Source organism: Streptomyces sp. NPDC033966 (assembly GCF_055575955.1).
The window spans coordinates 30,297-52,101 of the sequence record NZ_JBVIRQ010000021.1 but is presented as its reverse complement, the minus strand read 5'-3'; the positions used below and the strand labels follow the sequence as shown (position 1 = coordinate 52,101).

Genomic DNA, 21,805 nt, shown 5'->3' with positions numbered 1-21,805 from the left:
ACGCAGTACCGCACCGCTCGCGGTCCTCGTCACTTGGCAGAACCCCTGCAAAAACCCCCACGTAGTACCAGCGGTCACCCCCGCACTACCCGCAGTAAACGCAGTGCACATTTCGCGTCGCCTCGGGCCGTCACCCCGGGTCGTGCAGCCAACGCAGTTTCCCAAATCCCGCGTCTCCAATCTTTATGCGGGTGCCCCTTTGAACCTTGGGAGTTAGGCACCATGACCCAATCGTCTGTGGAGCCCAAGACCACCGCGGAAGAGGCCGGCGACGGCACTCTGAACCCCGCTGGGCGTTCTTGGCTCGACCGTTACTTTCACATCACCCACAGAGGATCGAACGTCGGCAATGAGGTTCGTGGCGGCGTCACGACCTTCATGGCCATGGCGTACATCCTCCTGCTCAACCCGCTGATCCTCTCCGGCAAGGACGTCGCCGGGGACACGATGAGCCAGAAGGCCCTGATCACGGCCACCGCCTTCGCCGCGGCCCTGACCACCCTCCTGATGGGCTTCATCGGCAAGGTCCCGCTGGTCCTCGCCGCCGGCCTGTCCGTCTCCGGCGTCCTGGCCTCGCAGGTCGCCCCGCAGATGACCTGGCCGCAGGCCATGGGCATGTGCGTCATGTACGGCGTCGTGATCTGTCTCCTGGTCGTCACCGGCCTCCGCGAGATGATCATGAACGCGATCCCCCTCGCGCTCAAGCACGCGATCACCATGGGCATCGGCATGTTCGTCGCCCTGATCGGTCTCGTGAAGGCCGGCTTCGTCGGCAAGGGCCCCGAGTTCGGACCCCCGGTCCAGCTCGGTTCGGTCGGCGAGCTCGCCGGATGGCCGGTCCTGCTCTTCTGCGTCACCCTGCTGGGCATCTTCATGCTCCAGGCCCGCAAGATCCCCGGCGCCATCCTGATCGGCATCGTCGGCGGCACCGTCCTCGCGGCGATCCTGAACGCCGTCATGGACATCGACCCGAAGGCCTGGAAGAACGGTCCCCCGAGCCTCGAGGGCTCCGCGATCTCGATGCCGGACTTCTCGCTCTTCGGCAAGGTCGAGTTCGGCGGCTGGGGCGACGTCGGCGTCATGACCGTCGGCATGATCGTCTTCACCCTGGTGCTCGCCGGCTTCTTCGACGCGATGGCCACCATCATCGGCGTCGGCACCGAGGCCAAGCTGGCCGACGACAAGGGCCGCATGCCGGGCCTGTCCAAGGCGCTGTTCATCGACGGTGCCGGTGGCGCCATCGGCGGCATCGCCGGCGGCTCCGGCCAGACGGTCTTCGTCGAGTCCGCCACCGGCGTCGGCGAGGGCGCCCGCACGGGTCTCGCCTCCGTCGTCAGCGGTCTGCTCTTCGCCGCCTGCCTCTTCTTCACCCCGATCACCCAGATCGTCCCGGGTGAGGTCGCCTCCGCGGCCCTGGTGATCATCGGCGCGATGATGATGCAGAACGCCCGCCACGTGGACTGGGCCGACGCCGCGACCGCCATCCCGGTCTTCCTGACCGTGGTGATCATGCCCTTCACCTACTCGATCACCCCCGGCGTCGCCGCTGGCGTGATCTCCTACGTGGCCATCAAGGTCGCGCAGGGCAAGGCCCGCGAGATCAGCGCCTTCATGTGGGTCCTGACCGGTGTCTTCCTGGTCTTCTTCGCCCTCCACCCCATCGAGGCGTGGCTCGGCGTCAAGTAAGGCCGGCAAGTGGGCACCCGCTGACCCTCCACGCATCCGATACTGGAATCCGAAACCTCTCCGAGGAGGCCGCACATGCTGGACATCGCCGAAGAACTGAACCGGTGGGTCGAGCAGGGACGTGACTTCGCCGTCGCCACCGTGGTGGCGGTCGGCGGGAGCGCGCCCCGGCAGCCCGGAGCCGCGCTCGCCGTCGACGGCGAGGGAACGGCCATCGGATCGGTCTCCGGCGGATGCGTGGAGGGCGCGGTGTACGAGCTGTGCCGGCAGGCGATCGAGGACGGCGAGACCGTCCAGGAGCGCTTCGGCTACAGCGACGACGATGCCTTCGCCGTGGGTCTGACCTGCGGCGGGATCATCGACATCCTGGTCACCCCGGTCCCCGTGGGCTCCCCGCAGCGCGAGGCCCTGGCCACCGCCCTGCGCGCCGCCTCCCAGGGCGAGGCCGCCGCCCTGGCCCGGATAGCCGAAGGCCCGGCCGAGCTGAAGGGCCGCGCTGTGGTCGTCCTCGGCGACGGCTCCTTCGAGGGCGGCTTCGGCGGCCACCCCGAGCTGGACCGCACCATCGCCGAAGAGGCCCGCGCCATGCTCGACGCCGGCAAGACCGGCGTGCTGGAGATCGGCGCCGACGGGCGGCTCTGCGGAGAGCCCCTCAAGGTCCTGGTCGAGTCCAGCGTCCCGCCCCCGCGGATGATCGTCTTCGGTGCCATCGACTTCGCCTCCGCCCTGGTGCGGATCGGCAAGTTCCTCGGCTACCACGTGACGCTGTGCGACGCCCGGCCCGTGTTCGCCACGAAGAAGCGTTTCCCCGACGCCGACGAGATCGTGGTCGACTGGCCCCACCGCTACCTGGAGGCCGAGGCCGAGTCCGGCGGCGTCGACGCCCGTACCGTCCTGTGCGTCCTCACCCACGACGCCAAGTTCGACGTCCCGCTCCTCGAACTGGCCCTCAAGCTCCCCGTCGCCTACGTCGGCGCCATGGGCTCCCGCCGCACGCACGAGGACCGCAACAAGCGGCTGCGCGACGTCGGCGTGACCGAGCTCGAACTGGCCCGGCTGCGCTCCCCGATCGGCCTGGACCTCGGCGCCCGCTCCCCGGAGGAGACCGCGCTGTCCATCGCCGCCGAGATCGTCGCGAACCGCCGCGGCGGCAGCGGGGCGGCCCTCACCGGCGCGCACATCCCGATCCACCGGGACTCCTCGAACACCGTGATCGGCCGGATCGGCTCCGTCGCCTGAGGCGGCGCCCCGTCGGCCCGATGACAGAAGGTGCAGCCCGAAGGGTTGCGCCTTCTCGCCGTCCCGCTTACTTTACCGCCCGGTAACGACGCCTCCCCGCAACGGAGTTGAGCGGATGTCCCGGTACGGTCGCACCTCCTCGCGCATCCCCGCCCGCAGCCTCCGCCTGGCGTGCGCCCTGGCACTGGCGGGCCTCGCGGCCGGCCTCGCCCCGGCCGCCGCCGCGTCCTCCCCGGAGGCGGCGCCCACGGCCGCCGGACTGCGCGAGGTGCTCTTCGTCGGCAACAACTGGGAGGGCACCGCCGACGTCCTCGCCTCCACCGGCGACCTCGCCCGGATCGGCCGGATCAACGTGATCCCCGACAAGGAGGAACGGCTCCGGGAGATCTGGCTCAACCCCGTGAAGCTCGGCTTCTTCCTCGGTATCCGGGCCACGGCGGGGGAGGGCCACGACCAGTTCGTCGACGACATGTACACCACCCCCGACGGCTCCGCGGTGGTCGTCTCGCGCCCCAGCTTCGCCGACGTGGTCTCCGTCGACCTGCGCTCCGGACGGATCAACTGGCGCTTCCCGGTGGCCGGTTACCGCTCCGACCACATGGCCGTCTCGCCCGACGGCACCCGGGTGGCCGTCTCCGCCTCCACCGCGAACACCGTGCACGTCCTCGACATCGCCACCGGCCGGCAGGTCGGCTCCTTCGCCACCGGCGACAAGCCGCACGAGAACACCTTCACCCAGGGCGGCCGCCTCCTGTGGAACAGCTCCATCGGGGACGTCACTTCCGCCCTCGACGCGCCCTGGCTCGACTGGACGAAGGGCGACCGGAAGATCACCGTCGTCGACACGGAGACCTTCCGCACCGTCCGCGTCATCGACATGCGCGAACGCCTCGACGCCTTCGGCCGCAAGGACCTCTCCGACGCCGTACGGCCCGTCTCCTTCAGTCCCGACGAGTCGAAGCTCTACTTCCAGGTCTCCTTCTTCAACGGATTCGTCGAGTACGACGTGCCCTCCGACCGGATCACCCGCGTCAAGACCCTCCCCGAGAACCCCGCCACCGCCGCCGACCGCACCAAGTGGGTCAACGACTCCCGCCACCACGGCATGTCCATGAGCCCCGACGGGAGCAAGCTCTGCGTCGCCGGCACCATGGACGACTACGCGACCGTCGTCGACCGCGCCACGCTCGCCGAAGGGCCGCTCGTCCCCGCCGACAAGCCCTACTGGGCCACCGTCGACGGCGACGGCAAGGGCTGCGTCATCTCCGAGAGCGGCGCCGACCGAGTCACCGCCATCGACTTCGCGACCGGCGCCAAACGGGTCTCCGTCCCCGTCGGCGACCACCCCCAGCGGGTCCGCCTCGACCACGTCCCGGCGGACTGGAGCGGGCCCGCCGCCCGCCGGGCCGGGGCGGCCGCCGGGGAGTAGCGTGGGAAGGGGGAACGACCGCCGCGTCTCGCGTCCCGTCCAAGGAGAGCCGCGCATGTCCAGACCGTCCCGCCCACGGCGATTGTTCCGTGCCCGCGCCGCTCACGGCGCGGCCCTCACGTTCGCGCTGTTCCTCGGAGTCTCCGGGGCCGGCGCGGCCCACGGCGCCCCCGCCTTCGACGACACCAGCGACCTCGAAGTGGGGGACTGCTTCAACAGCAGTGCGAATCTGAAGGACTACAAGACGGACAAGGCGTCCAAGGCGCCCGAGTCGGTGGACGTCGTCTCCTGCGACGAAGCGCACCAGTCGGAGGTCTTCGCGGTCATCACCCTGCCGGAGGGATCGTTCCCGGGCGATCAGAAGATCGCTTCGATCGCCGAGAAGGAGTGCCCGGTCAAGGCCCTCCACGACTACGCGGGCCCCGGAGCGAAGATCCCGGACACGATGGACGTGTACTACTCCTACCCGACGTCCGGCAGCTGGGACTCGAGCGAGAGGGACATCACCTGCTTCGTGGCCGACTCCGGCGGCCGGACGACCGGTTCGATCCAAGCCGACGAATCCTGAGTTCGCACGGATCAGGCCACTATGGTGCGAGCGGTCCGCGATGACCGATTAGTCTCGTGATCATGGTGGACATCCGCGAGGTACCCGAGGACGGCATCGCCCACGCCCAGGAGCACGCCTACCTGGTCTTCCACGACCGGCCCGAGCCGGAAGGACGCGAACGCCACCACGCCCTGCTGAGCCGTTGCGACCGGCTCGGAGCCTACGACGGGGACGCCCTCGTCGGCTTCATGGCGGCGCACCCCTTCCGGCTCTCCGTCCCCGGCGCCGACCTCGGCTGTCCCGGCCTCACCTTCGTCTCCGTCGCCCCCACCCACCGGCGCCGCGGCGTCCTCACCGCCCTCATGGACGAACAGCTGCGCCGCGCCGGGGCCGCGGGCAGCCCGCTCGTGTGCCTGTGGGCCTCCGAGGCCGCCATCTACGGACGCTTCGGCTTCGGCCCCGCCACCCAGGGCCTCACCGTCGAGATCGACTCCACCCGCCCGCTCGCCCTGCGCATCCAGCCCGATCCGCGCCCCCTGCGGCTGGTCGACCCGGCCGAGGCTTTCGCCGTGATCGGCCCCCGCCACGAGGCCGCACGTTGCACCCGGGCCGGCCGGCCCAGCCGCAGCCCCGCCCGGTGGACCGAGGAGTGGCTCAGCGAACGGGACGAGGAGGACGAGGAGTTGGGCCCGCCCCGGATCGCCGCCCTCGGCGACCCCGGGGAACCGGTCGCGGGCTACGTGCTCTACCGCACCAAGCACGAGGACGACGGCGCGCCCATCCGCACCCCGGGCCTGGTCCGCGTCGACGAACTGGAGGCCGACACCCCGGCCGTCGCCGCCGCCCTGTGGGACTACGTGGCCTCCCTCGACCTGACCGGCACCGTCCGCGCCTGCTGCCGCCCCCTCGACGACCCCCTGCTCCACTTCGCCGCCGACCGCGACCAGGTCAGGGGCACCGCCCAGTTCCCGGCGCTCTGGCTGCGCCTGGTCGACGTCGGGGCGGCGCTGACCGCCCGGTCGTGGGCCGCGCCGGTGGAACTCGTACTCGAACTGGCCGACGTACGGCTGCCCGCGAACGCCGGGCGGTTCCGGCTGAACGCGGGCCCGGGCGGGGCGACGTACGAGCCCGCCCGCGCGGCCCCCGACCTGACCCTGGACGTGCGGGAGCTGGCGGCCTGCTACCTGGGCGGGACCCGGGTCACGGAGCTGGTGGCCGCCGGGCTGGTGGCCGAGCACACGCCCGGGGCGGCCGCGGCTCTGGACGCGGCCCTGCGCACGGAGCTGCTGCCGCACACGGCGGACGAGTTCTGAGGGGAGGGGCCGGGCCGCGGCGGCTGGGGCAGGCGTGTTGCGGTCGGGGCGGGCGTGTTGCGGCGGGGGCGGGCGAGCGGACCGCCCCCGCCGTCACCCGCCCGGCTCAGGCGGGCAGGCCGATCCGCGCCGCCGCCATGCCGAAGCCGCTGTCCAGAACGGCGGTGGACAGGGCGTCGCCCGGGCGGTGCAGGTTCTCCTCGCGGTAACGGCCCGTCATCCGGTGCCAGTGCAGGACCCCGGCGAGCCAGTCCTGGAGCTCGCCGACGTACGCGTCGAGCCCGGCGCGGGCGCCGGCGTCCAGTCCCCAGTCGTCGTAGAGCACGGGCAGCTGGTTCGCGACGATGTGCTGGAACTCCTCGATGCGCCGCGTCAGCAGGGAGTGGCAGATGTGCAGGGCCTCGGGGTAGCCGATGTCGAAGAAGTTCCGGGTGACGAGTACGTGGTTGTGCACCTCGCCCTCGAACTCCACCTCCTTCTGGTAGGAGAAGATGTCGTTGACGAGGGCCCCGGCGTCGGCCGCCGCGTTCTCCAGCGACCGGATGGTCCCCGAGCGGTAGATCTCGTCGGGGATGCCCCGGCCCTCCTGGCCGAGCCGGCACATGTACATGGTCATCTGGGAGCCGAAGGTGTGGCGGCGCATCTCGGCGTAGTCCACCGGGTCCGGGATGCGGTGGTGGAACTGGTTCTCCACCTCCCACACCCAGCTCTCCAGCATGCTCACCATGGTGGCCCGGAACTCGGCACGGCCGGCCGGGGGCATGCCCGGGGCGGTGCGCGCCCACAGGTCGGCGAGCGCCCGTTCCATCACGGTGGCCGGGACCACCGCCCCCGGCCCGTCCAGCGGCATCAGCGCGATCAGCCGTGCGGTGGCGGCCTTGGCGGCGGCCAGGTTCCCCGACTGCCCGAACACCACGGGGTAGTAGTCGTCCGCGTACGTACCCCAGCCCAGCCAGCAGGCGTTGAGGAGCAGTGCCTCCGCCGTGGCGTCGGGGTCGATGCCGGCGGAGCAGAGCGCGAAGTCGTATCCGCGCAGCTTCTGTTCGTCCCAGATCGCCGAACCCGGGTCCCCGGGCTGGGGGTCCAGCAGCCCCATCCGGCGGCACCATTCCACCAGCCCCTCGCGGGCGTGCTCCAGGTGCGGGCTGAGGGACAGCTCGTAGGGCATGCGGATGTCGGGGATGACGGAGGGCCCGGTCCTCTCGAAGGGGACGTGGGTGAAGGAGCGGCGGCGCAGTTCCATAGAGCGCCGGTTGAAGACCGAGCCGAGGTCGAAGGCGCTGGTGCCGAGCCCGCCGGGGAGGAAGGGCAGGGTCGTCCGTCCGGTGGCCCTGGCCCCCTCGTTCATGTAGCGGCTGGAGGCCATGTGCCATTCGTGGCCGCCCGACTGCCAGTCCTGCAGGCCCTTGGTGTAGGCGAGCACGGCCGCGATCTCGGCGGGGGTCAGGGCGTGATCGGCGAAGAGGCGGGGGAGCTCGGTGAGCGCGGTCTGCTCGAACTGCTGGAGCCGGGAGGTGATCAGGTCGTTGGAGATCTCGGCGGCCTGCTGGGTCGTGCACCCGAGGAAGGTCTCCAGCACCAGCACCGCGTTGGAGAGTTCCCCCTCGTCCTCCACCTCGCGCTGGTAGGAGAAGAGGTCGTTCCTGATGTGCACGGCGTCCGCGAAGGCGTCGCGCAGGACGCCCAGCGGCCGCGAGTGCGCCACCCGCGCCGGCACCTCGGCGGCCACGTACTCGACCAGGCCGGCCGACCAGGGCGCGCCGCCGACCTTGCGGCGCATCTCGATGTATTCGAGGGGGTTCGGGACCCGCCCGATGCCGATGTTGGCGAGCTCCCACATGGACTCGTCGAGCAGGTTCTTCGTGGAGAGGGAGAACCGTTCCCGCCAGTCCGCCGACATGGCCGGGACCGTACGCGCCCACAGGTCGGCGAGTCCGGCCTCGACGGGGTTGGTGGCCTCGGGGAAACCTTCCGCCAGGTCCATCGGCATGAAGGCGGGCAGCCGGTCGAGGTAGGCCTTGGCCCCGGCGCGGTCCTGGGAGCGCTTGAACACCTCGAGGAAGTGGTCGTCGAAGAAGAAGACCCACACGTACCAGTCGGTGACCAGGGACAGCGCCTCGCCGTCGCAGTCGGGGTGCGTGTACGAGCACAGCAGCGCGTAGTCGTGCGAGTCGAGATCGGACTCCTCCCATACGCCGGACCCCTCCAGCATCCCGAAGGACCGCGCCCACCGCTTGCTGTGGGCCCTCGCCTCCTCCAGGTGGGGGTTGAGGCGCGCCGGGTACGGCACGTAGAACTCCGGCAGTCGGAACGGCTGCGTCACTGCGGGGCCGGCCTTTCGTCAAGGTGCGGGGGCAGGCGTTCCGGCCCCCGCACGAGATCAGCACTGCCCTACCCCCGGCGTCGCCCGGACAAGGGGGAGTTCACCGCTTCAGGTGACGGTCGGACTGGTGTGCGGCGCCGGCGCGTACGGCGACAGCCCGGCCTCCGTGCGGAGGCCGGGCTGTCCGGGGCGTGGGCTGCCGCTACTCGGCCTCGCCCTCCAGATTGCCCTCGGTGTCCAGGTAGACCTGGCGCAGGGATTCGAGGACCTGCGGGTCCGGCTTCTCCCACATGCCGCGGGACTCGGCCTCCAGGAGGCGCTCCGCGATGCCGTGGAGGGCCCACGGGTTGGCCTCCTCCAGGAAGGCGCGGTTGGCGGGGTCGAGGACGTACGTCTCGGTGAGCTTGTCGTACATCCAGTCCGCGACCACGCCCGTCGTGGCGTCGTAGCCGAAGAGGTAGTCGACCGTCGCCGCCAGCTCGAAGGCGCCCTTGTAGCCGTGGCGCCGCATCGCCTCGATCCACTTGGGGTTGACCACGCGGGCGCGGAAGACGCGGGAGGTCTCCTCGACCAGGGTGCGGGTCTTGACCGTCTCCGGGCGGGTGGAGTCGCCGATGTACGCCTCGGGGGCCGTGCCGCGCAGGGCGCGGACGGTGGCCACCATGCCGCCGTGGTACTGGAAGTAGTCGTCGGAGTCGGCGATGTCGTGCTCGCGGGTGTCCGTGTTCTTCGCGGCGACGGTGATGCGCTTGTACGCCGTCTCCATCTCGGTGCGCGCCGGACGGCCCTCCAGGCCGCGGCCGTACGCGTAGCCGCCCCAGACCGTGTAGACCTCCGCCAGGTCGGCGTCCGTACGCCAGTCGCGGGAGTCGATCAGCTGGAGGATGCCGGCCCCGTACGTGCCCGGGCGCGAGCCGAAGATACGGGTGGTGGCCTTGCGCTCGTCGCCGTGGGCGGCCAGGTCCGCCTGGGCGTGGGCCCGGATGAAGTTCGACTCCGCGGGCTCGTCCAGGGAGGCCGCCAGCCGGACCGCGTCGTCGAGGAGGCCGATGACGTGCGGGAACGCGTCGCGGAAGAAGCCCGAGATGCGGAGCGTCACGTCGATGCGGGGGCGGCCGAGTTCGGCCGGGGGGATCGCCTCGATGCCCGTGACGCGGCGCGAGGCCTCGTCCCAGACCGGGCGGACGCCCAGCAGGGCGAGGGCTTCGGCCACGTCGTCGCCGGCCGTGCGCATCGCGCTCGTGCCCCAGAGGGACAGGCCCACCGAGGCCGGCCACTCGTCGTCGTGGTCGGCGCGGTAGCGGGTCAGGAGCGAGTCCGCGAGGGCCTGGCCCGTCTCCCAGGCCAGCCGGGAGGGCACGGCCTTCGGGTCGACCGAGTAGAAGTTGCGGCCCGTCGGGAGGACGTTGACCAGGCCGCGCAGCGGGGAGCCCGACGGTCCGGCCGGGACGAAGCCGCCGTCCAGCGCCCGGACGACGTGGGCGATCTCGTCCGTCGTGCCGGCCAGGCGGGGCACCACCTCGTGCGCGGCGAAGGCCAGGATGTCCGAGACGGCCTGCGGGTGGCCCGCCGAGACCGTGGCGACCGCGTCCGGGGACCAGTCCGCGTCCTCCATCGCCTGGACCAGGCCGCGGGCCGTCTCCTCGACGGTGTCCGCCGCCGTGCGGGTCGCCGCCGACTCGTCGAGGCCGAGGGCCTCGCGCAGGCCGGGCAGGGCGGAGGTGCCGCCCCAGATCTGACGGGCCCGCAGGATGGAGAGGACCAGGTTGACCCGGGCCTCACCGGTCGGGGCGCCGCCGAGGACGTGCAGGCCGTCGCGGATCTGGGCGTCCTTGACCTCGCACAGCCAGCCGTCGACGTGCAGCAGGAAGTCGTCGAAGCCGTCGTCGTCCGGGCGCTCTTCGAGACCCAGGTCGTGGTCCAGCTTCGCCGCCTGGATCAGCGTCCAGATCTGGGCGCGGATCGCCGGCAGCTTCGACGGGTCCATGGAGCTGATCTGGGCGTACTCGTCCAGGTGCTGCTCCAGGCGCGCGATGTCGCCGTACGACTCCGCGCGGGCCATCGGCGGCACCAGGTGGTCGACCAGGGTGGCGTGCACGCGGCGCTTGGCCTGCGTGCCCTCGCCCGGGTCGTTGACCAGGAACGGGTAGACGAGGGGCAGGTCGCCGAGGGCCGCGTCCGGGGCGCAGGAAGCGGAGAGGCCGGCGTTCTTGCCCGGCAGCCACTCCAGGTTGCCGTGCTTGCCGAGGTGGATCATCGCGTCGGCGCCGAAGCCGCCGTCCTCCGCCGCAGCCTGGATCCAGCGGTACGCCGCCAGGTAGTGGTGCGACGGCGGCAGGTCCGGGTCGTGGTAGATCGCGATCGGGTTCTCGCCGAAGCCGCGCGGCGGCTGGATGAGGATGAGGAGGTTCCCGCGGCGCAGGGCCGCGAGGACGATGTCGCCGTCCGGGTTCGAGGAGCGGTCCACGAACATGTTGCCGGGGGCCTCGCCCCAGTGCTCCTCGACGCTCTCGCGCAGCTCGGCCGGCAGCTCGGCGAACCAGCGCCGGTAGTCGGCGGCCGGGATGCGGACGGGGTTGCGGGCCAGCTGCTCCTCGGTCAGCCAGTCCTGGTCGTGGCCGCCGGCCTCGATCAGGGCGCGGATCAGCTCGTCGCCGTCGCCGGAGACCAGGCCGGGGATCTCCGCCTCGGGGCCGAAGTCGTAGCCGTGGGAGATGAGGGTGCGCAGCAGCTCGACGGCGCTGGCCGGGGTGTCCAGGCCGACGGCGTTGCCGATGCGGGAGTGCTTGGTGGGGTACGCCGACAGCACCAGCGCGATCTTCTTGTCGGCGCGCTCGATGTGGCGCAGCCGGGCGTGGCGCACCGCGATGCCGGCGACGCGGGCGGCCCGCTCGGTGTCGGCCACGTACGCGGGCAGGCCGTCCTCGTCGATCTCCTTGAAGGAGAACGGGACGGTGATCAGACGGCCGTCGAACTCGGGGACGGCGACCTGGGTGGCGGCGTCGAGCGGGGACAGGCCCTCGTCGTTCTCCTCCCACGTGCCGCGCGAACCCGTCAGGCAGAGGGCCTGGAGGATCGGCACGCCCAGCCCGGCCAGCGCGCCCGCGTCCCAGGACTCGTCGTCCCCGCCGGCGGAGGCGGTGGCGGGACGGGTGCCGCCGGCGGCGAGCACCGTGGTGATGATCGCGTCGGCGGAGGACAGGGCCTGGAGGAGCTCCGGCTCCGGGGTGCGCAGGGAGGAGACGTAGAGGGGGACGGGCTGCCCGCCCTTGGCCTCGATGGCGTCGCAGAGGGCGTGCACGAAGGCGGTGTTGCCGCTCATCTGGTGCGCGCGGTAGTAGAGCACCGCGATCCGGGGGCCGGAGGCCTGCGCGGGGGTGCGCTCCAGGGCGCCCCAGGTGGGGGAGGCGGCGGCGGGCTCGAAGCCGTGCCCGGTGAGGAGCACGGTGTCGGAGAGGAAGCGCGCCAGCTGGTCGAGGTTGGCGGGGCCGCCGTGCGCGAGGTAGCGGTGGGCCTCGGCGGCGATGCCGATCGGAACCGTGGAGGCCTCCATCAGCTGCGCGTCGGGGGCCTGTTCGCCGGTCAGCACGACCACCGGGCGGGTCTGGCCGGCGGCGAGGAGGACGTCGAGGCCCTCCTGCCAGGCGCGCAGGCCGCCGAGGAGGCGTACGACGACCAGCCCGACCCCGTCGAGCAGGCCCGGCAGGTCGTCGAGGGGGAGGCGGGAGGGGTTCGCGAACCGGTACGGCACGGGGCCGCCGGCGACGTTCGCGGCGCGGGCGCTGAGCAGATCGGTGTCGGACGTCGACAGCAGCAGGATCATGCGGCGGCAGGCCTTCCTCGGGGTTTCCGCGCCCCGGGCAGTGAGGACGGCGGGAGTTCCTGACTCACCCGGCCGATCGCTCCGCGGGGTTCACAGTGGCGGGACCGCGCCGGAATCGCACCGGGCTTCCTCCCATGTCGCCGTCCTCGGCGATGACGGGCCGAACGGCCCGTCGGAAGGTCATCTTAGGCGGCCTTTTCCCTGGCCGGGAGTGGGGGTGGGCGGGGTGGCCCCGGCGGGCGGGGTGGGATGGGGCGGGGTGGGCGTGTGGTGCGGGTGGGGGTTCGGGCGCGGCGTGGTTGCCGGGGGCTCCGCCCCGGACCCCCGCGCCTCAAACGCCGGCGGGGCTGGTGGAGGTCGGTGGGGGTGGTTCGGGGTGTGGGGGTGGTTGGGGGTGCGGGGGTGGTTGTGGTCGGTGGGGGTGGTTCGGGGTGCGGGGGTGGTGGGGGCCGGTGGGGGTGGTTCGGGGTGCGGGGCTGGATTCGGGTGCGGGCGGGGGTGGCGACGGACACAGGTCGGGGGTGGGGAATCGTGGGTATGCTCGCGGCCATGCCCCAGCCCCCCTCCGCCGCGTCGCGGGACAAACCCGCCATACGCGACCGCGGCGACGCCTGCCCCGGCGCGCTGCGGCTGCATGCCGCCGACGACGGGTACCTGGCGCGCGTCCGGATCCCCGGGGGACTGCTCACCGCCGCTCAGGCGTCCGTGCTCGGCCTCGCCGCGGACCGGTTCGGGGACGGGCACCTGGAACTCACCTCGCGCGGCAACGTCCAGCTGCGCGGTCTCGCCGACGGCTGCGGCGCCGGCCTCGCGGAGCTGCTCGACGGTGCCGGGCTGCTGCCCGCGCCCGGCCACGAGCGGGTGCGCAACATCGTGGCCTCCCCGCTGGGCGGGCCCCGTCTCGTGCACCGGGTCCGGGAGCTGGACCGGCTCCTGTGCGGCAGCGCCCGGGCGACGGGCCTGTCCGGACGCTTCCTGTTCGCCCTCGACGACGGGCGCGGGGACGTCGCCGCCCTCGACCCCGACGTGACCGTGCTCGGCAGCGGTGACCGGGTGCTGGTGCGGCTCGGAGCCGGGTCCGGTGCCGTCGAGGTGGCCGCGGGTGACGCGCCCCGGGCGGCGCTGCTGGCCGCCGAGTACTTCCTCGACGCCGCCGACGCGGCCGGGAGCCGGGCCTGGCGGGTCGCCGAGCTGCCCGACGGACACGCCCTGGACGACGGGGAGTTCGCCCTGCGGCTGGCCGCCGCCGGGATCGGCGCCGTCCGCCTGCCCGAGGCGGTGTGGCCGTACGCGGAACCGCCCCGGCCCGGGGTGCACGGCGGCGCGCTGTGCGTGCTGCCCCCGCTCGGCAGGCTCGGCTCCGCCCAGTGGCGGCTGCTGGCCGAGGCCGCCGACACCGGCGGCGGCGGGCTGCGCGTCACCCCGTGGCGCAGTGTCGTCCTGCCCGGCGCGGGCACCGACGGCTCGGCCCGGCCGGCGGCGTCCGCCCTGCTGGCGGCGGCCGGCCTGGTGACCGGGCCCGGCGGCCCCTGGCAGTCCGTCACCGCCTGCACGGGCAAGCCCGGTTGCGCCAAGTCCCTCGCGGACGTGCGCGCCGACGCGCGTGCCGTCGTGAAGGAGACGGGAGCGACGGGCGGGCTGCCCGTGCACTGGTCCGGGTGCGCCCGCCGGTGCGGGCATCCGCGCGGCACCGCCTGGGTGGACCTGGTCGCCACCCCGGACGGCTACGAACTCGACGGGCGGCCCACCCCGTTCGCAGACCTGGCGGCCGCCCTCGCGGCCGCACGCACCACCACAACACCCGCATCGCAGTGAAGAAATGAGCGAGTACACCGTGTTCGAGTACGAGAAGGACGGCGCCGCGATCTACCGCCAGTCCTTTGCCACGATCCGCGCCGAGGCGGACCTCTCCGGGCTGCCCGCCTCGGTCGCCCAGGTCGCGGTGCGCATGATTCACGCCTGTGGCATGACCGACCTCCCCCAGGACCTCGGCTACACCCCCGACGTCGTCCTGCGGGCCCGCGCCGCCCTGCACGCCGGCGCGCCGATCCTGTGCGACGTACAGATGGTCGCCAGCGGCGTCACCCGCAAGCGGCTGCCCGCCGACAACGAGGTGGTCTGCACCCTCTCCGACCCGGCCGTGCCCGCCCTCGCCGCGAAGATGGGCACCACGCGCAGCGCCGCCGCGCTCGAAGTCTGGCGCGACCGGGGCCTGCTGGAGAACTCCGTGATCGCCGTCGGCAACGCGCCGACCGCCCTGTTCCGGCTGCTGGAGATGATCGAGGAGGGCGCCCCGCGCCCCGCCGCCGTCATCGGCGTGCCCGTGGGCTTCATCGGCGCCGCCGAGTCCAAGGACGCCCTGGCCGCCCACCCCTCGGGCCTCGACCACCTGATCGTGCGGGGCCGGCGCGGCGGCAGCGCCATCGCGGCCGCCGCGATCAATGCGATCGCGAGCGAGGAAGAATGAGCGACCGTCAGGAACCGCGGGAGAACGGCGCGGTGAAGGGCAAGCTGTACGGCGTCGGGCTCGGGCCCGGCGACCCCTCCCTGATGACCCTGCGGGCCGTCGAGGTGATCGCCGAGGCGGACGTCGTCGCCTACCACAGCGCCCGCCACGGCCGTTCCATCGCCCGCTCGATCGCAGCGAAGCACCTGCGCTCCGACCACGTCGAGGAACCGCTGGTCTACCCGGTCACCACCGAGACCACCGACCACCCCGGCGGCTACCAGGGCGCGATGGAGGAGTTCTACGAGGCCTCCGCCGCCCGCCTGGCCGCGCACCTCGACGCGGGCCGCACCGTCGCCGTGCTCGCGGAGGGCGACCCGCTCTTCTACGGCTCGTACATGCACATGCACAAGCGGCTCGCGGACCGGTACGAGGCCGAGGTGATCCCCGGCGTCACCTCCGTGAGCGCCGCGGCCGCCCGGCTCGGCACCCCGCTCGTGGAGGGCGAGGAGGTGCTGACGATCCTGCCCGGCACCCTGCCCGAGGAGGAGCTCACCGCGCGCCTCGCCGCCACCGACTCGGCGGTCGTGATGAAGCTCGGCCGCACCTTCCCCGCCGTCCGGCGGGCGATGGAGGGCAGCGGCCGCCTCGCCGAGGCCCGTTACGTGGAGCGCGCCACCATGGAGGGGGAGCGGACCGGGGTCCTGGCGGACACCGACCCGGACAGCGTCCCGTACTTCGCCGTCGCCGTCGTGCCCAGCCGCATCGGCAACCCGGGCAGCGTGCCCTCCGGCCCCGGCGAGGTCGCGGTCGTCGGCACCGGCCCCGCGGGGCCGCTGTGGCTGACACCGGAGACCAGGCGGGCGCTGGCCGACGCGGAGGTCCTCGTCGGCTACACCACCTACCTGGACCGGGTGCCGGTCAAGCCGGGCCAGGTGCGGCACGGTTCCGACAACAAGGTGGAGTCCGAGCGCGCCGAGTTCGCCCTCGACCTCGCCCGGCGCGGCAAGCGGGTGGCCGTGGTCTCCGGCGGCGACCCCGGGGTGTTCGCCATGGCCACCGCCGTCCTGGAGGTGGCCGGGCAGGCCCCGTACGAGGACGTCCCCGTACGGGTGCTGCCGGGCGTGACCGCCGCCAACGCCGCGGCCGCCGCGGCCGGAGCCCCGCTGGGCCACGACTACGCCACCATCTCGCTCTCCGACCGGCTCAAGCCGTGGGAGGTCATCGCGGAGCGGCTGCGCGCGGCCGCCGCCGCCGACCTGGTGCTCGCGCTGTACAACCCGGGCTCGCGCAGCCGGACCTGGCAGGTCGCCAAGGCGCGGGAACTGCTGCTGGAGCTGCGCGCGCCGCAGACCCCGGTGGTCGTGGCGCGGGACGTGGGCGGTCCGGAGCAGTCGGTGCGCGTGCTGACGCTGGCCGAACTGGAGCCGTCCGAGGTGGACATGCGCACGATCCTGCTGATCGGCTCCTCGCAGACCCAGGTGACGCGGCGGCCCGACGGCTCGCGGGTGACGTGGACGCCGCGGCGCTACGCGTGAGCTGACGGGGCGGCGGCAGCGGCCCGGGCGGGTGACCGCCCGGGCCGGGTGCCGGGGCGGATGCCGGGGCGGTCGCCGCCCCGGGCCCGCTGCCGGGCTCAGTCCCGGCGGAGCCAGTCCAGGACCGCGTCCACCGAAGCGGCCACCGCCACGTGCTCCGGGACCGGGGGCCGGCGTACGACCAGGACCGGGATGCCCGCCTCGCGGGCGGCGGTGAGCTTGGGGGACGTGGCGTCGCCGCCGCTGTCCTTGGTGACCAGCACGTCGATCCGGTGGCGGGCCAGCAGCTCCCGCTCCTCGGCCAGCCCGAACGGGCCCCGCGCCAGCAGCACTTCCAGCCGCGGCGGCACCGGAGCCTCGGGCGGATCCACCGAACGCACCAGGAACCAGGTGTCGGTGAGGTGCGCGAAGGCGCGCAGCCCCATCCGGCCCGTGGTCAGGAACGCCCGGCCGCCGAGCGACGGCAGCACGGCGGCCGCGTCGGCGAGGGAGTCCGCGAACGTCCAGTCGTCGCCCGGCCCCGGCGTCCAGCCGGGACGGCGCAGCGCCAGCAGCGGCACGCCCGTGAGCGCCTCCGCCTCCGACGCGTGGAAACTCATCCGCTCCGCGAAGGGGTGGGTGGCGTCGACCACGTGCGTGACGTCGGCGGCGACGATCCAGCCGGCGAGCCCCGTGACACCGCCGAAGCCGCCGATCCGGGTCTCGCCCGGGGGGAGCACGGGTGCGGAGACCCGGCCCGCGAGCGAGGTCGTCACCCGGTACGGGGTCTCGCGCGCCAGCGCCTCCGCCAGGCGGCGGGCCTCCGTCGTACCGCCCAGGATCAGGACGTGCCGGTCGCCCGCCGGTCCGGCCGGCTCAGCAGACATGCCGGTCGCGCTCGGGCGAGTACAGGTGGCTGTCGCGGAACTGCTCGGCGCCCAGCGTCCGGCCCACCACGATGACCGCGGTGCGCACCAGCCCGGCGGCCTTCACCTGCGCCGCGATGTCGGACAGGGTCCCGCGCAGGATCAGCTCGTCGGGGCGGCTGGCCATCGCCACGACCGCCACCGGGCACTCGGCCCCGTAGTGCGGCAGCAGTTCGTCCACGACCCGGTCGACGTAGCGGGTGGCCAGGTGCAGCACCAGCAGCGCACCGCTGCGGCCGAGCGTGGCCAGGTCCTCGCCGGGCGGCATGGGCGTGGCCTGCTGGGCGATCCGGGTGAGGATCACGGTCTGGCCGACGGTGGGGACGGTCAGCTCCCGCTTCAGGGCGGCCGCCGCCGCGGCGAAGGCCGGTACGCCCGGGACCACTTCGTAGGGGATGGAGGCCGCGTCCAGGCGCCGCATCTGCTCGGCGACCGCGCTGAAGATGGACGGGTCGCCGGAGTGCAGCCGCGCCACGTCGAGGCCCGCCTCGTGGGCGCGTACGCACTCCGCGATGATCTCGTCCAGGTTCAGCTGCGAGGTGTCCACCAGCCGGGCGTCCGCCGGGCATTCGGCGAGCAGCTCGCGCGGGACCAGGCTGCCCGCGTAGAGGCAGACGGGGGCGGCGGCCAGGGTCCGGGCACCGCGCACCGTGATCAGGTCGGCGGCGCCGGGGCCCGCGCCGATGAAGTACACGGTCATTCTGTTTCTCCTTGTGTCTTCGTGACCGGTGCCGGCTTCGTGACCGACCACTGGGTGACCGGCATGGCCTGTCGCCAGCCCGTGAATCCGCCGACCGGCACGGCGTGCGCGACGGCCAGCTTCACCAGCTCGCCGCCGTGGCGCCGGTGGCGCTCGGCGAGGACCGCCTCCGACTCCAGGGTGACCGTGTTGACCACCAGCCGGCCGCCGGGTGCCAGCGCGGCCCAGGCCGCGTCCAGCAGCCCCGGCGCGGTCAGCCCGCCGCCGATGAACACCGCGTCGGGGGCCGGGAGTCCGTCGAGGGCCGCCGGGGCCGCGCCGACGACCACGCGCAGGGCGGGCACGCCGAGCGCGGCGGCGTTGCGGGTGATCCGGCCGGCCCGCTCCGGGACCCGCTCGATCGCCACCGCGCGGCAGGACGGGTGCGTACGCATCCACTCGATGCCGATCGACCCGGAGCCGCCGCCGATGTCCCACAGCAGCTCGCCGGGGGCCGGGGCCAGCGCGCACAGGGTCGCGGCGCGCACGTGGCGCTTGGTGAGCTGGCCGTCGTGCTCGTACGCGGCGTCGGGCAGGCCGGGGGTCGCGCCGAGCCGGGGCACGTCGGCGGTGGGGTCGCGACGGCACTCCACGGCGACCACGTTGAGGGGGTCGCCCGGTTCACGGCCCCAGTCCTGCGCGGTGCCCTCGTGGGAGTCCTCGTGCTCGGAGCCGAGCTGTTCCAGCACCCGCATCCGGCTCGGGCCGAAGCCCCGCTCTCGAAGCAGAGCGGCGATCTCGTTCGGGGTCGCCGCTCCGGCACTGAGCACCAGCACCCGCCGGCCCTCGTGCAGCGCGGCCGTCAGCCGCGCCACCGGCCGGCCGACCGCCGTCACCACCTCGGTGTCCTCCACCGGCCAGCCCAGGCGGGCGCACGCGTACGACACCGACGAGGGGTGCGGGTGGATCCGCAGGGCGTCCGGGCCCAGCTCCTCGGAGAGCGCGCGGCCGATCCCGTAGAACATCGGGTCCCCGCTGGCCAGTACGGCGATGCGGCGCCCCGCGTGCTCGGCCATCAGCTTCGGCACGGCCGGGCGCAGCGGGCTCGGCCAGGCGACCCGCAGCCCGGCGCAGTCCGCCGTCGGCAACAGGTCCAGCTGCCGGGGACCGCCGATCAGCACCTCGGCCGATGCCAGCGCGGACCGCGCGCCTGCGGTGAGCCCGGCCCAGCCGTCGGCGCCGAGGCCGACGACCGTCACCGGGGAGGGGGGTGCTGCGGAGCTCACTGCGCGGTACCTCGGGGAACGGGAGAAGGGGAATGCGGCGGACGGATCCGCAGCCTATCGGGGCGCAGACCCGGCTCCAGTGCCAGGGTGACCACGACGGACGCCGCCGCCAGCGCGGTGATCGCGGCCGTCGGCGAGGTGTACTGGGCCACCGCCCCGGCGAGCGCCGCGCACACCCCCTGCATCGTGAGCATCCCGGCGGAGTGCAGCCCGAGCGCCTGCCCCTGCGTCCCCTCGGGCAGCAGCGGTACGAGGCGCTCCTGCATCAGCAGCCCGGCCGCGTACCCGGTCGACGCCAGGGCCGCGGCGGCCGCCGCCACGACGGGACCCGGCTCCAGGACGAACACCAGGTAGGGCAGCGCCAGCAGCAGCCGCAGCGGAGCCGCCAGGCGCCCGCGCAGCCGCTCGGGCAGCCAGCGGCCCACGACGGTGTCCCCGACCAGCATCCCGGCGGCGGCGCAGCCGAAGAGCAGCCCGGCGTGCGCGGGGTCGTACGGGACGAACAGCGACTCGCAGCCCACGATCAGCCCGTTCGGCACCCAGAGGGCGAGGTACAGGGTCCGGCGGGCCGGGTCGGACAGCAACAGGGCGTTCACGCGCCGGGTCTCGGCGGGCGACGGCCGGCCCCCGGCACGGGGCGCGCGGCGGCGCAGCCCGAAGCGGACCGTGAGCGCGGCGGCCGCCCCGAGCCCGGCCGACACCAGCAGCACCCCGCGCGGGGAGAGCGCGCCCAGCAGCACCCCGCCGGCGGCGAAGCCGGCGACCTGCGTGACACCGGCGGCGACGGCGAGGAGGGAGCGGCCGAGGAGGTAGTCCCCGGGCGGCAGGATCTCGGTGAGCAGCCCGTAACGGACCCCTCCGGCGAGGGAGTCGGCCAGCCCCTGCCCCACCAGCACCGCGAACACCGCCCACAGCGGCAGCCCGGGGACCGCGAGCAGCCCGGTCCCGGCGGCGGCGACGGCGGCGAGCCCCGCGAGCGCGGCCCGCGGGGGCAGCCGGTCGGCGGCGGCCATCAGCAGCGTCGCGCCGAGCACCTGGGCGAGGGAGGGGCCGAACATGGCGAGGGCGGACAGCAACGGGGAGCGGGTCCGCCCGTAGACCAGCACCCCGAGGGCGAGCCCGCCGGTGGTGGAGGCGGCGACGCGGAGGGCGGCGGCGAGGAAGAAGGGCGCGAACTCGGGGGTACGGAGGAGGGAGCGGTAGCTGCGCGACATGCCGGGAGTCTCCGACGGGCGGCACGGGACTCCCCAGAGTTTCGCGCGGATGCGAAACGTGGGCCCGCCGGCGGTAGCCGGGGAGGGTCTGGGGGCGGAGCCCCCGGGGGGTCCGGGGCGCGGCCCCTGGGGGGTCCGGGGCGCGGCCCCTGGGGGTACCTCCCAGCGGTAGCGGGGGGAGGAACGGGCGGAGGGCGGGGCGGGGAGCAGCCCGCGCAGCGGGGGCCCCTGCCCGGGCCCCGCGTGACCTCCGGCCAGGGGCACGGCATGATCGGGGCGGCAGCCCCGGACGACCCGGGGCCCGGACACCGGCAGGGGGCGGCACACCGTGGGATGGTGGCGGATAGACACGGACGCGCTCGCCCGCAGCCGCTTCGTGGTGTCCCCCCTCGCCGAGACCACCGCAGCCCTCATGGCACTGGAGCGCCGCACCCCCGCCCACCCCGCGGAGCGGGCCTGGCTCGCGGACCGGCTCCCGCACTACCGGGCCCACCTGGCCGCCGAGCCCCTCACCGCCGCCCTCGTGCGGGCCGCCCTCGGGCGGTCGTGGATCGCCGGGTACCTGACCCCGCCGGCCCACCAGGACGGCCGTGCCTTCGCCGAGGAGCTCGCCACCGTACGCGCCGCCCCGGACGCGGTGGTCCGCACCGACCTGCGCGCCGCCACCGGCCGGCTCCCCGAGGCCCTCGACCGGGCGCGCGGCCTCGGCCCGAGGACGGCCGGACTGCTGGAGTGGGTCTGGGAGGAGGCCGTACGCCCCGACTGGGAGCGGCGCCGCCGGATCGCGGAGGCGGACGTCCTGGTGCGCACCAGCCAGCTCGGCCGGGAGGGCTGGGCGGCGGCCCTGTCGGGGATGCGGCCGGGCATGGCCTGGCTGGGCGGCGGGCGGCTGCGGGTCAACCTCCAGCAGCGGCGGCCGCGCGAGCTGTCGGGAGAGGCCGGGCTGGTCTTCGTACCGGTGACGCACGCCCACGGCTGGGTCGCCTGGACCGGTACGTACCGGCACGCGCTGGTGTACCCCTGCGCGGGCCAGCTCACCCAGCAGGGAGCCGGGCCGGCCGCGCCGCAGGCGCTCGTACGGCTGCTGGGGCCGGTGCGGGCGCGGGTGCTGGTGCTGCTGGAGAGTCCGAAGTCCACGACACAGCTGGTGGCGCTGACCGGGTACAGCCTGGGGGCGGTGGCCGGGCAGCTGAAGGTGCTGCTCGCCGCGGGGCTGATCCTGCGCCGGCGAACGGGCCGCAGCGTGCTCTACAGCCGGGTCGCGGCCGGGGACGTACTGGTGTCGGCGGCGGGTACCCCTGAGTAGGGTGGCCGCGACCACCCCGGACCAGGGCCCGCCCCGCCGCCCGCCCCCGCACGCGCCCCCGGCCGCCC

At 74.1% G+C, this 21,805-nt stretch carries 15 protein-coding genes and 1 riboswitch; of the genes, 9 read left to right on the top strand and 6 right to left on the bottom strand.

Going from position 1 to position 21,805, the window contains the following annotated elements:
• The first annotated feature begins 222 nt into the window (after positions 1-222).
• The 5 genes from ACZ518_RS36260 to ACZ518_RS36240 all read left to right on the top strand — a co-directional run bounded on the left by ACZ518_RS36260 (position 223) and on the right by ACZ518_RS36240 (position 6,217).
• On the top strand, positions 223-1,686 hold the full coding sequence (locus ACZ518_RS36260) for an NCS2 family permease (RefSeq protein WP_469117306.1): 1,464 nt from the start codon (positions 223-225) through the stop codon (positions 1,684-1,686).
• Between the two features lie 75 nt (positions 1,687-1,761).
• Complete coding sequence (locus ACZ518_RS36255) at positions 1,762-2,925, top strand: XdhC family protein (RefSeq protein ID WP_469117305.1); 1,164 nt, start codon at positions 1,762-1,764, stop codon at positions 2,923-2,925.
• Positions 2,926-3,040: 115 nt separating this feature from the next.
• On the top strand, positions 3,041-4,354 hold the full coding sequence (locus ACZ518_RS36250) for a YncE family protein (protein ID WP_469117304.1): 1,314 nt from the start codon (positions 3,041-3,043) through the stop codon (positions 4,352-4,354).
• A gap of 55 nt (positions 4,355-4,409) precedes the next feature.
• Positions 4,410-4,922 (top strand): septum formation family protein, encoded by a 513-nt coding sequence (locus tag ACZ518_RS36245; protein ID WP_469117303.1) that lies wholly within the window; start codon positions 4,410-4,412, stop codon positions 4,920-4,922.
• A gap of 62 nt (positions 4,923-4,984) precedes the next feature.
• Complete coding sequence (locus ACZ518_RS36240; RefSeq protein WP_469117302.1) at positions 4,985-6,217, top strand: GNAT family N-acetyltransferase; 1,233 nt, start codon at positions 4,985-4,987, stop codon at positions 6,215-6,217.
• A 106-nt stretch (positions 6,218-6,323) separates the two neighbouring features.
• On the opposite strand, the gene ACZ518_RS36235 is transcribed toward ACZ518_RS36240, so the two are convergent.
• Together ACZ518_RS36235 and cobN are read right to left on the bottom strand one after the other, a co-directional pair.
• On the bottom strand, positions 6,324-8,540 hold the full coding sequence (locus ACZ518_RS36235) for a terpene synthase family protein (RefSeq protein WP_469117301.1): 2,217 nt from the start codon (positions 8,538-8,540) through the stop codon (positions 6,324-6,326).
• 202 nt (positions 8,541-8,742) lie between these two features.
• Entirely contained in the window at positions 8,743-12,363 is a 3,621-nt protein-coding gene (gene cobN, locus ACZ518_RS36230; protein WP_469117300.1) for a cobaltochelatase subunit CobN, read from the bottom strand.
• A gap of 53 nt (positions 12,364-12,416) precedes the next feature.
• Positions 12,417-12,516, bottom strand: a riboswitch (cobalamin riboswitch).
• Positions 12,517-12,900: 384 nt separating this feature from the next.
• Here cobN and ACZ518_RS36225 point away from each other — a divergent pair.
• The 3 genes from ACZ518_RS36225 to ACZ518_RS36215 are packed head-to-tail and all read left to right on the top strand — an operon-like array spanning position 12,901 to position 16,347.
• Entirely contained in the window at positions 12,901-14,178 is a 1,278-nt protein-coding gene (locus tag ACZ518_RS36225; RefSeq protein ID WP_469117324.1) for a cobalamin biosynthesis protein CobG, read from the top strand.
• Between the two features lie 4 nt (positions 14,179-14,182).
• Positions 14,183-14,830 (top strand): precorrin-8X methylmutase, encoded by a 648-nt coding sequence (locus ACZ518_RS36220; protein ID WP_401255352.1) that lies wholly within the window; start codon positions 14,183-14,185, stop codon positions 14,828-14,830.
• Positions 14,827-16,347, top strand: a complete 1,521-nt coding sequence (locus ACZ518_RS36215; RefSeq protein ID WP_469117299.1) for a precorrin-2 C(20)-methyltransferase — start codon at positions 14,827-14,829, stop codon at positions 16,345-16,347. Before ACZ518_RS36220 ends, ACZ518_RS36215 begins: the two co-directional genes overlap by 4 nt.
• Before the next feature lie 98 nt (positions 16,348-16,445).
• On the opposite strand, the gene ACZ518_RS36210 is transcribed toward ACZ518_RS36215, so the two are convergent.
• Genes ACZ518_RS36210 through ACZ518_RS36195 form a run of 4 tightly spaced genes read right to left on the bottom strand, consistent with a single transcriptional unit; the run spans position 16,446 to position 20,431 of the window.
• Positions 16,446-17,213: a cobalt-precorrin-6A reductase gene (locus tag ACZ518_RS36210; RefSeq protein ID WP_469117298.1), complete on the bottom strand. Its 768-nt coding sequence runs from the start codon at positions 17,211-17,213 to the stop codon at positions 16,446-16,448.
• Positions 17,203-17,952, bottom strand: a complete 750-nt coding sequence (gene cobM, locus ACZ518_RS36205; protein WP_469117297.1) for a precorrin-4 C(11)-methyltransferase — start codon at positions 17,950-17,952, stop codon at positions 17,203-17,205. The genes ACZ518_RS36210 and cobM overlap by 11 nt, the downstream gene beginning before the upstream one ends.
• On the bottom strand, positions 17,949-19,217 hold the full coding sequence (cbiE, locus tag ACZ518_RS36200; protein WP_469117296.1) for a precorrin-6y C5,15-methyltransferase (decarboxylating) subunit CbiE: 1,269 nt from the start codon (positions 19,215-19,217) through the stop codon (positions 17,949-17,951). The genes cobM and cbiE overlap by 4 nt, the downstream gene beginning before the upstream one ends.
• Complete coding sequence (locus ACZ518_RS36195) at positions 19,214-20,431, bottom strand: MFS transporter (protein ID WP_469117295.1); 1,218 nt, start codon at positions 20,429-20,431, stop codon at positions 19,214-19,216. The genes cbiE and ACZ518_RS36195 overlap by 4 nt, the downstream gene beginning before the upstream one ends.
• Before the next feature lie 328 nt (positions 20,432-20,759).
• Between ACZ518_RS36195 and ACZ518_RS36190 the strand changes: the two genes are divergently transcribed.
• A complete protein-coding gene (locus tag ACZ518_RS36190; protein ID WP_469117294.1) occupies positions 20,760-21,737 on the top strand; it encodes a transcriptional regulator in 978 nt (325 codons plus the stop codon).
• Positions 21,738-21,805: the final 68 nt, after the last annotated feature.

Bases quoted from the DNA above. Each gene is read 5' to 3' on its own strand.
- ACZ518_RS36195 (WP_469117295.1), bottom strand. From the start codon at position 20,431: ATGTCGCGCAGCTACCGCTCCCTCCTCCGTACCCCCGAGTTCGCGCCC.
- cobM (WP_469117297.1), bottom strand. From the start codon at position 17,952: ATGACCGTGTACTTCATCGGCGCGGGCCCCGGCGCCGCCGACCTGATC.
- ACZ518_RS36225 (WP_469117324.1), top strand. From the start codon at position 12,901: ATGCTCGCGGCCATGCCCCAGCCCCCCTCCGCCGCGTCGCGGGACAAA.
- ACZ518_RS36245 (WP_469117303.1), top strand. From the start codon at position 4,410: ATGTCCAGACCGTCCCGCCCACGGCGATTGTTCCGTGCCCGCGCCGCT.
- ACZ518_RS36215 (WP_469117299.1), top strand. From the start codon at position 14,827: ATGAGCGACCGTCAGGAACCGCGGGAGAACGGCGCGGTGAAGGGCAAG.
- ACZ518_RS36240 (WP_469117302.1), top strand. From the start codon at position 4,985: ATGGTGGACATCCGCGAGGTACCCGAGGACGGCATCGCCCACGCCCAG.
- cobN (WP_469117300.1), bottom strand. From the start codon at position 12,363: ATGATCCTGCTGCTGTCGACGTCCGACACCGATCTGCTCAGCGCCCGC.
- ACZ518_RS36260 (WP_469117306.1), top strand. From the start codon at position 223: ATGACCCAATCGTCTGTGGAGCCCAAGACCACCGCGGAAGAGGCCGGC.
- ACZ518_RS36210 (WP_469117298.1), bottom strand. From the start codon at position 17,213: ATGTCTGCTGAGCCGGCCGGACCGGCGGGCGACCGGCACGTCCTGATC.
- ACZ518_RS36255 (WP_469117305.1), top strand. From the start codon at position 1,762: ATGCTGGACATCGCCGAAGAACTGAACCGGTGGGTCGAGCAGGGACGT.
- ACZ518_RS36220 (WP_401255352.1), top strand. From the start codon at position 14,183: ATGAGCGAGTACACCGTGTTCGAGTACGAGAAGGACGGCGCCGCGATC.
- ACZ518_RS36250 (WP_469117304.1), top strand. From the start codon at position 3,041: ATGTCCCGGTACGGTCGCACCTCCTCGCGCATCCCCGCCCGCAGCCTC.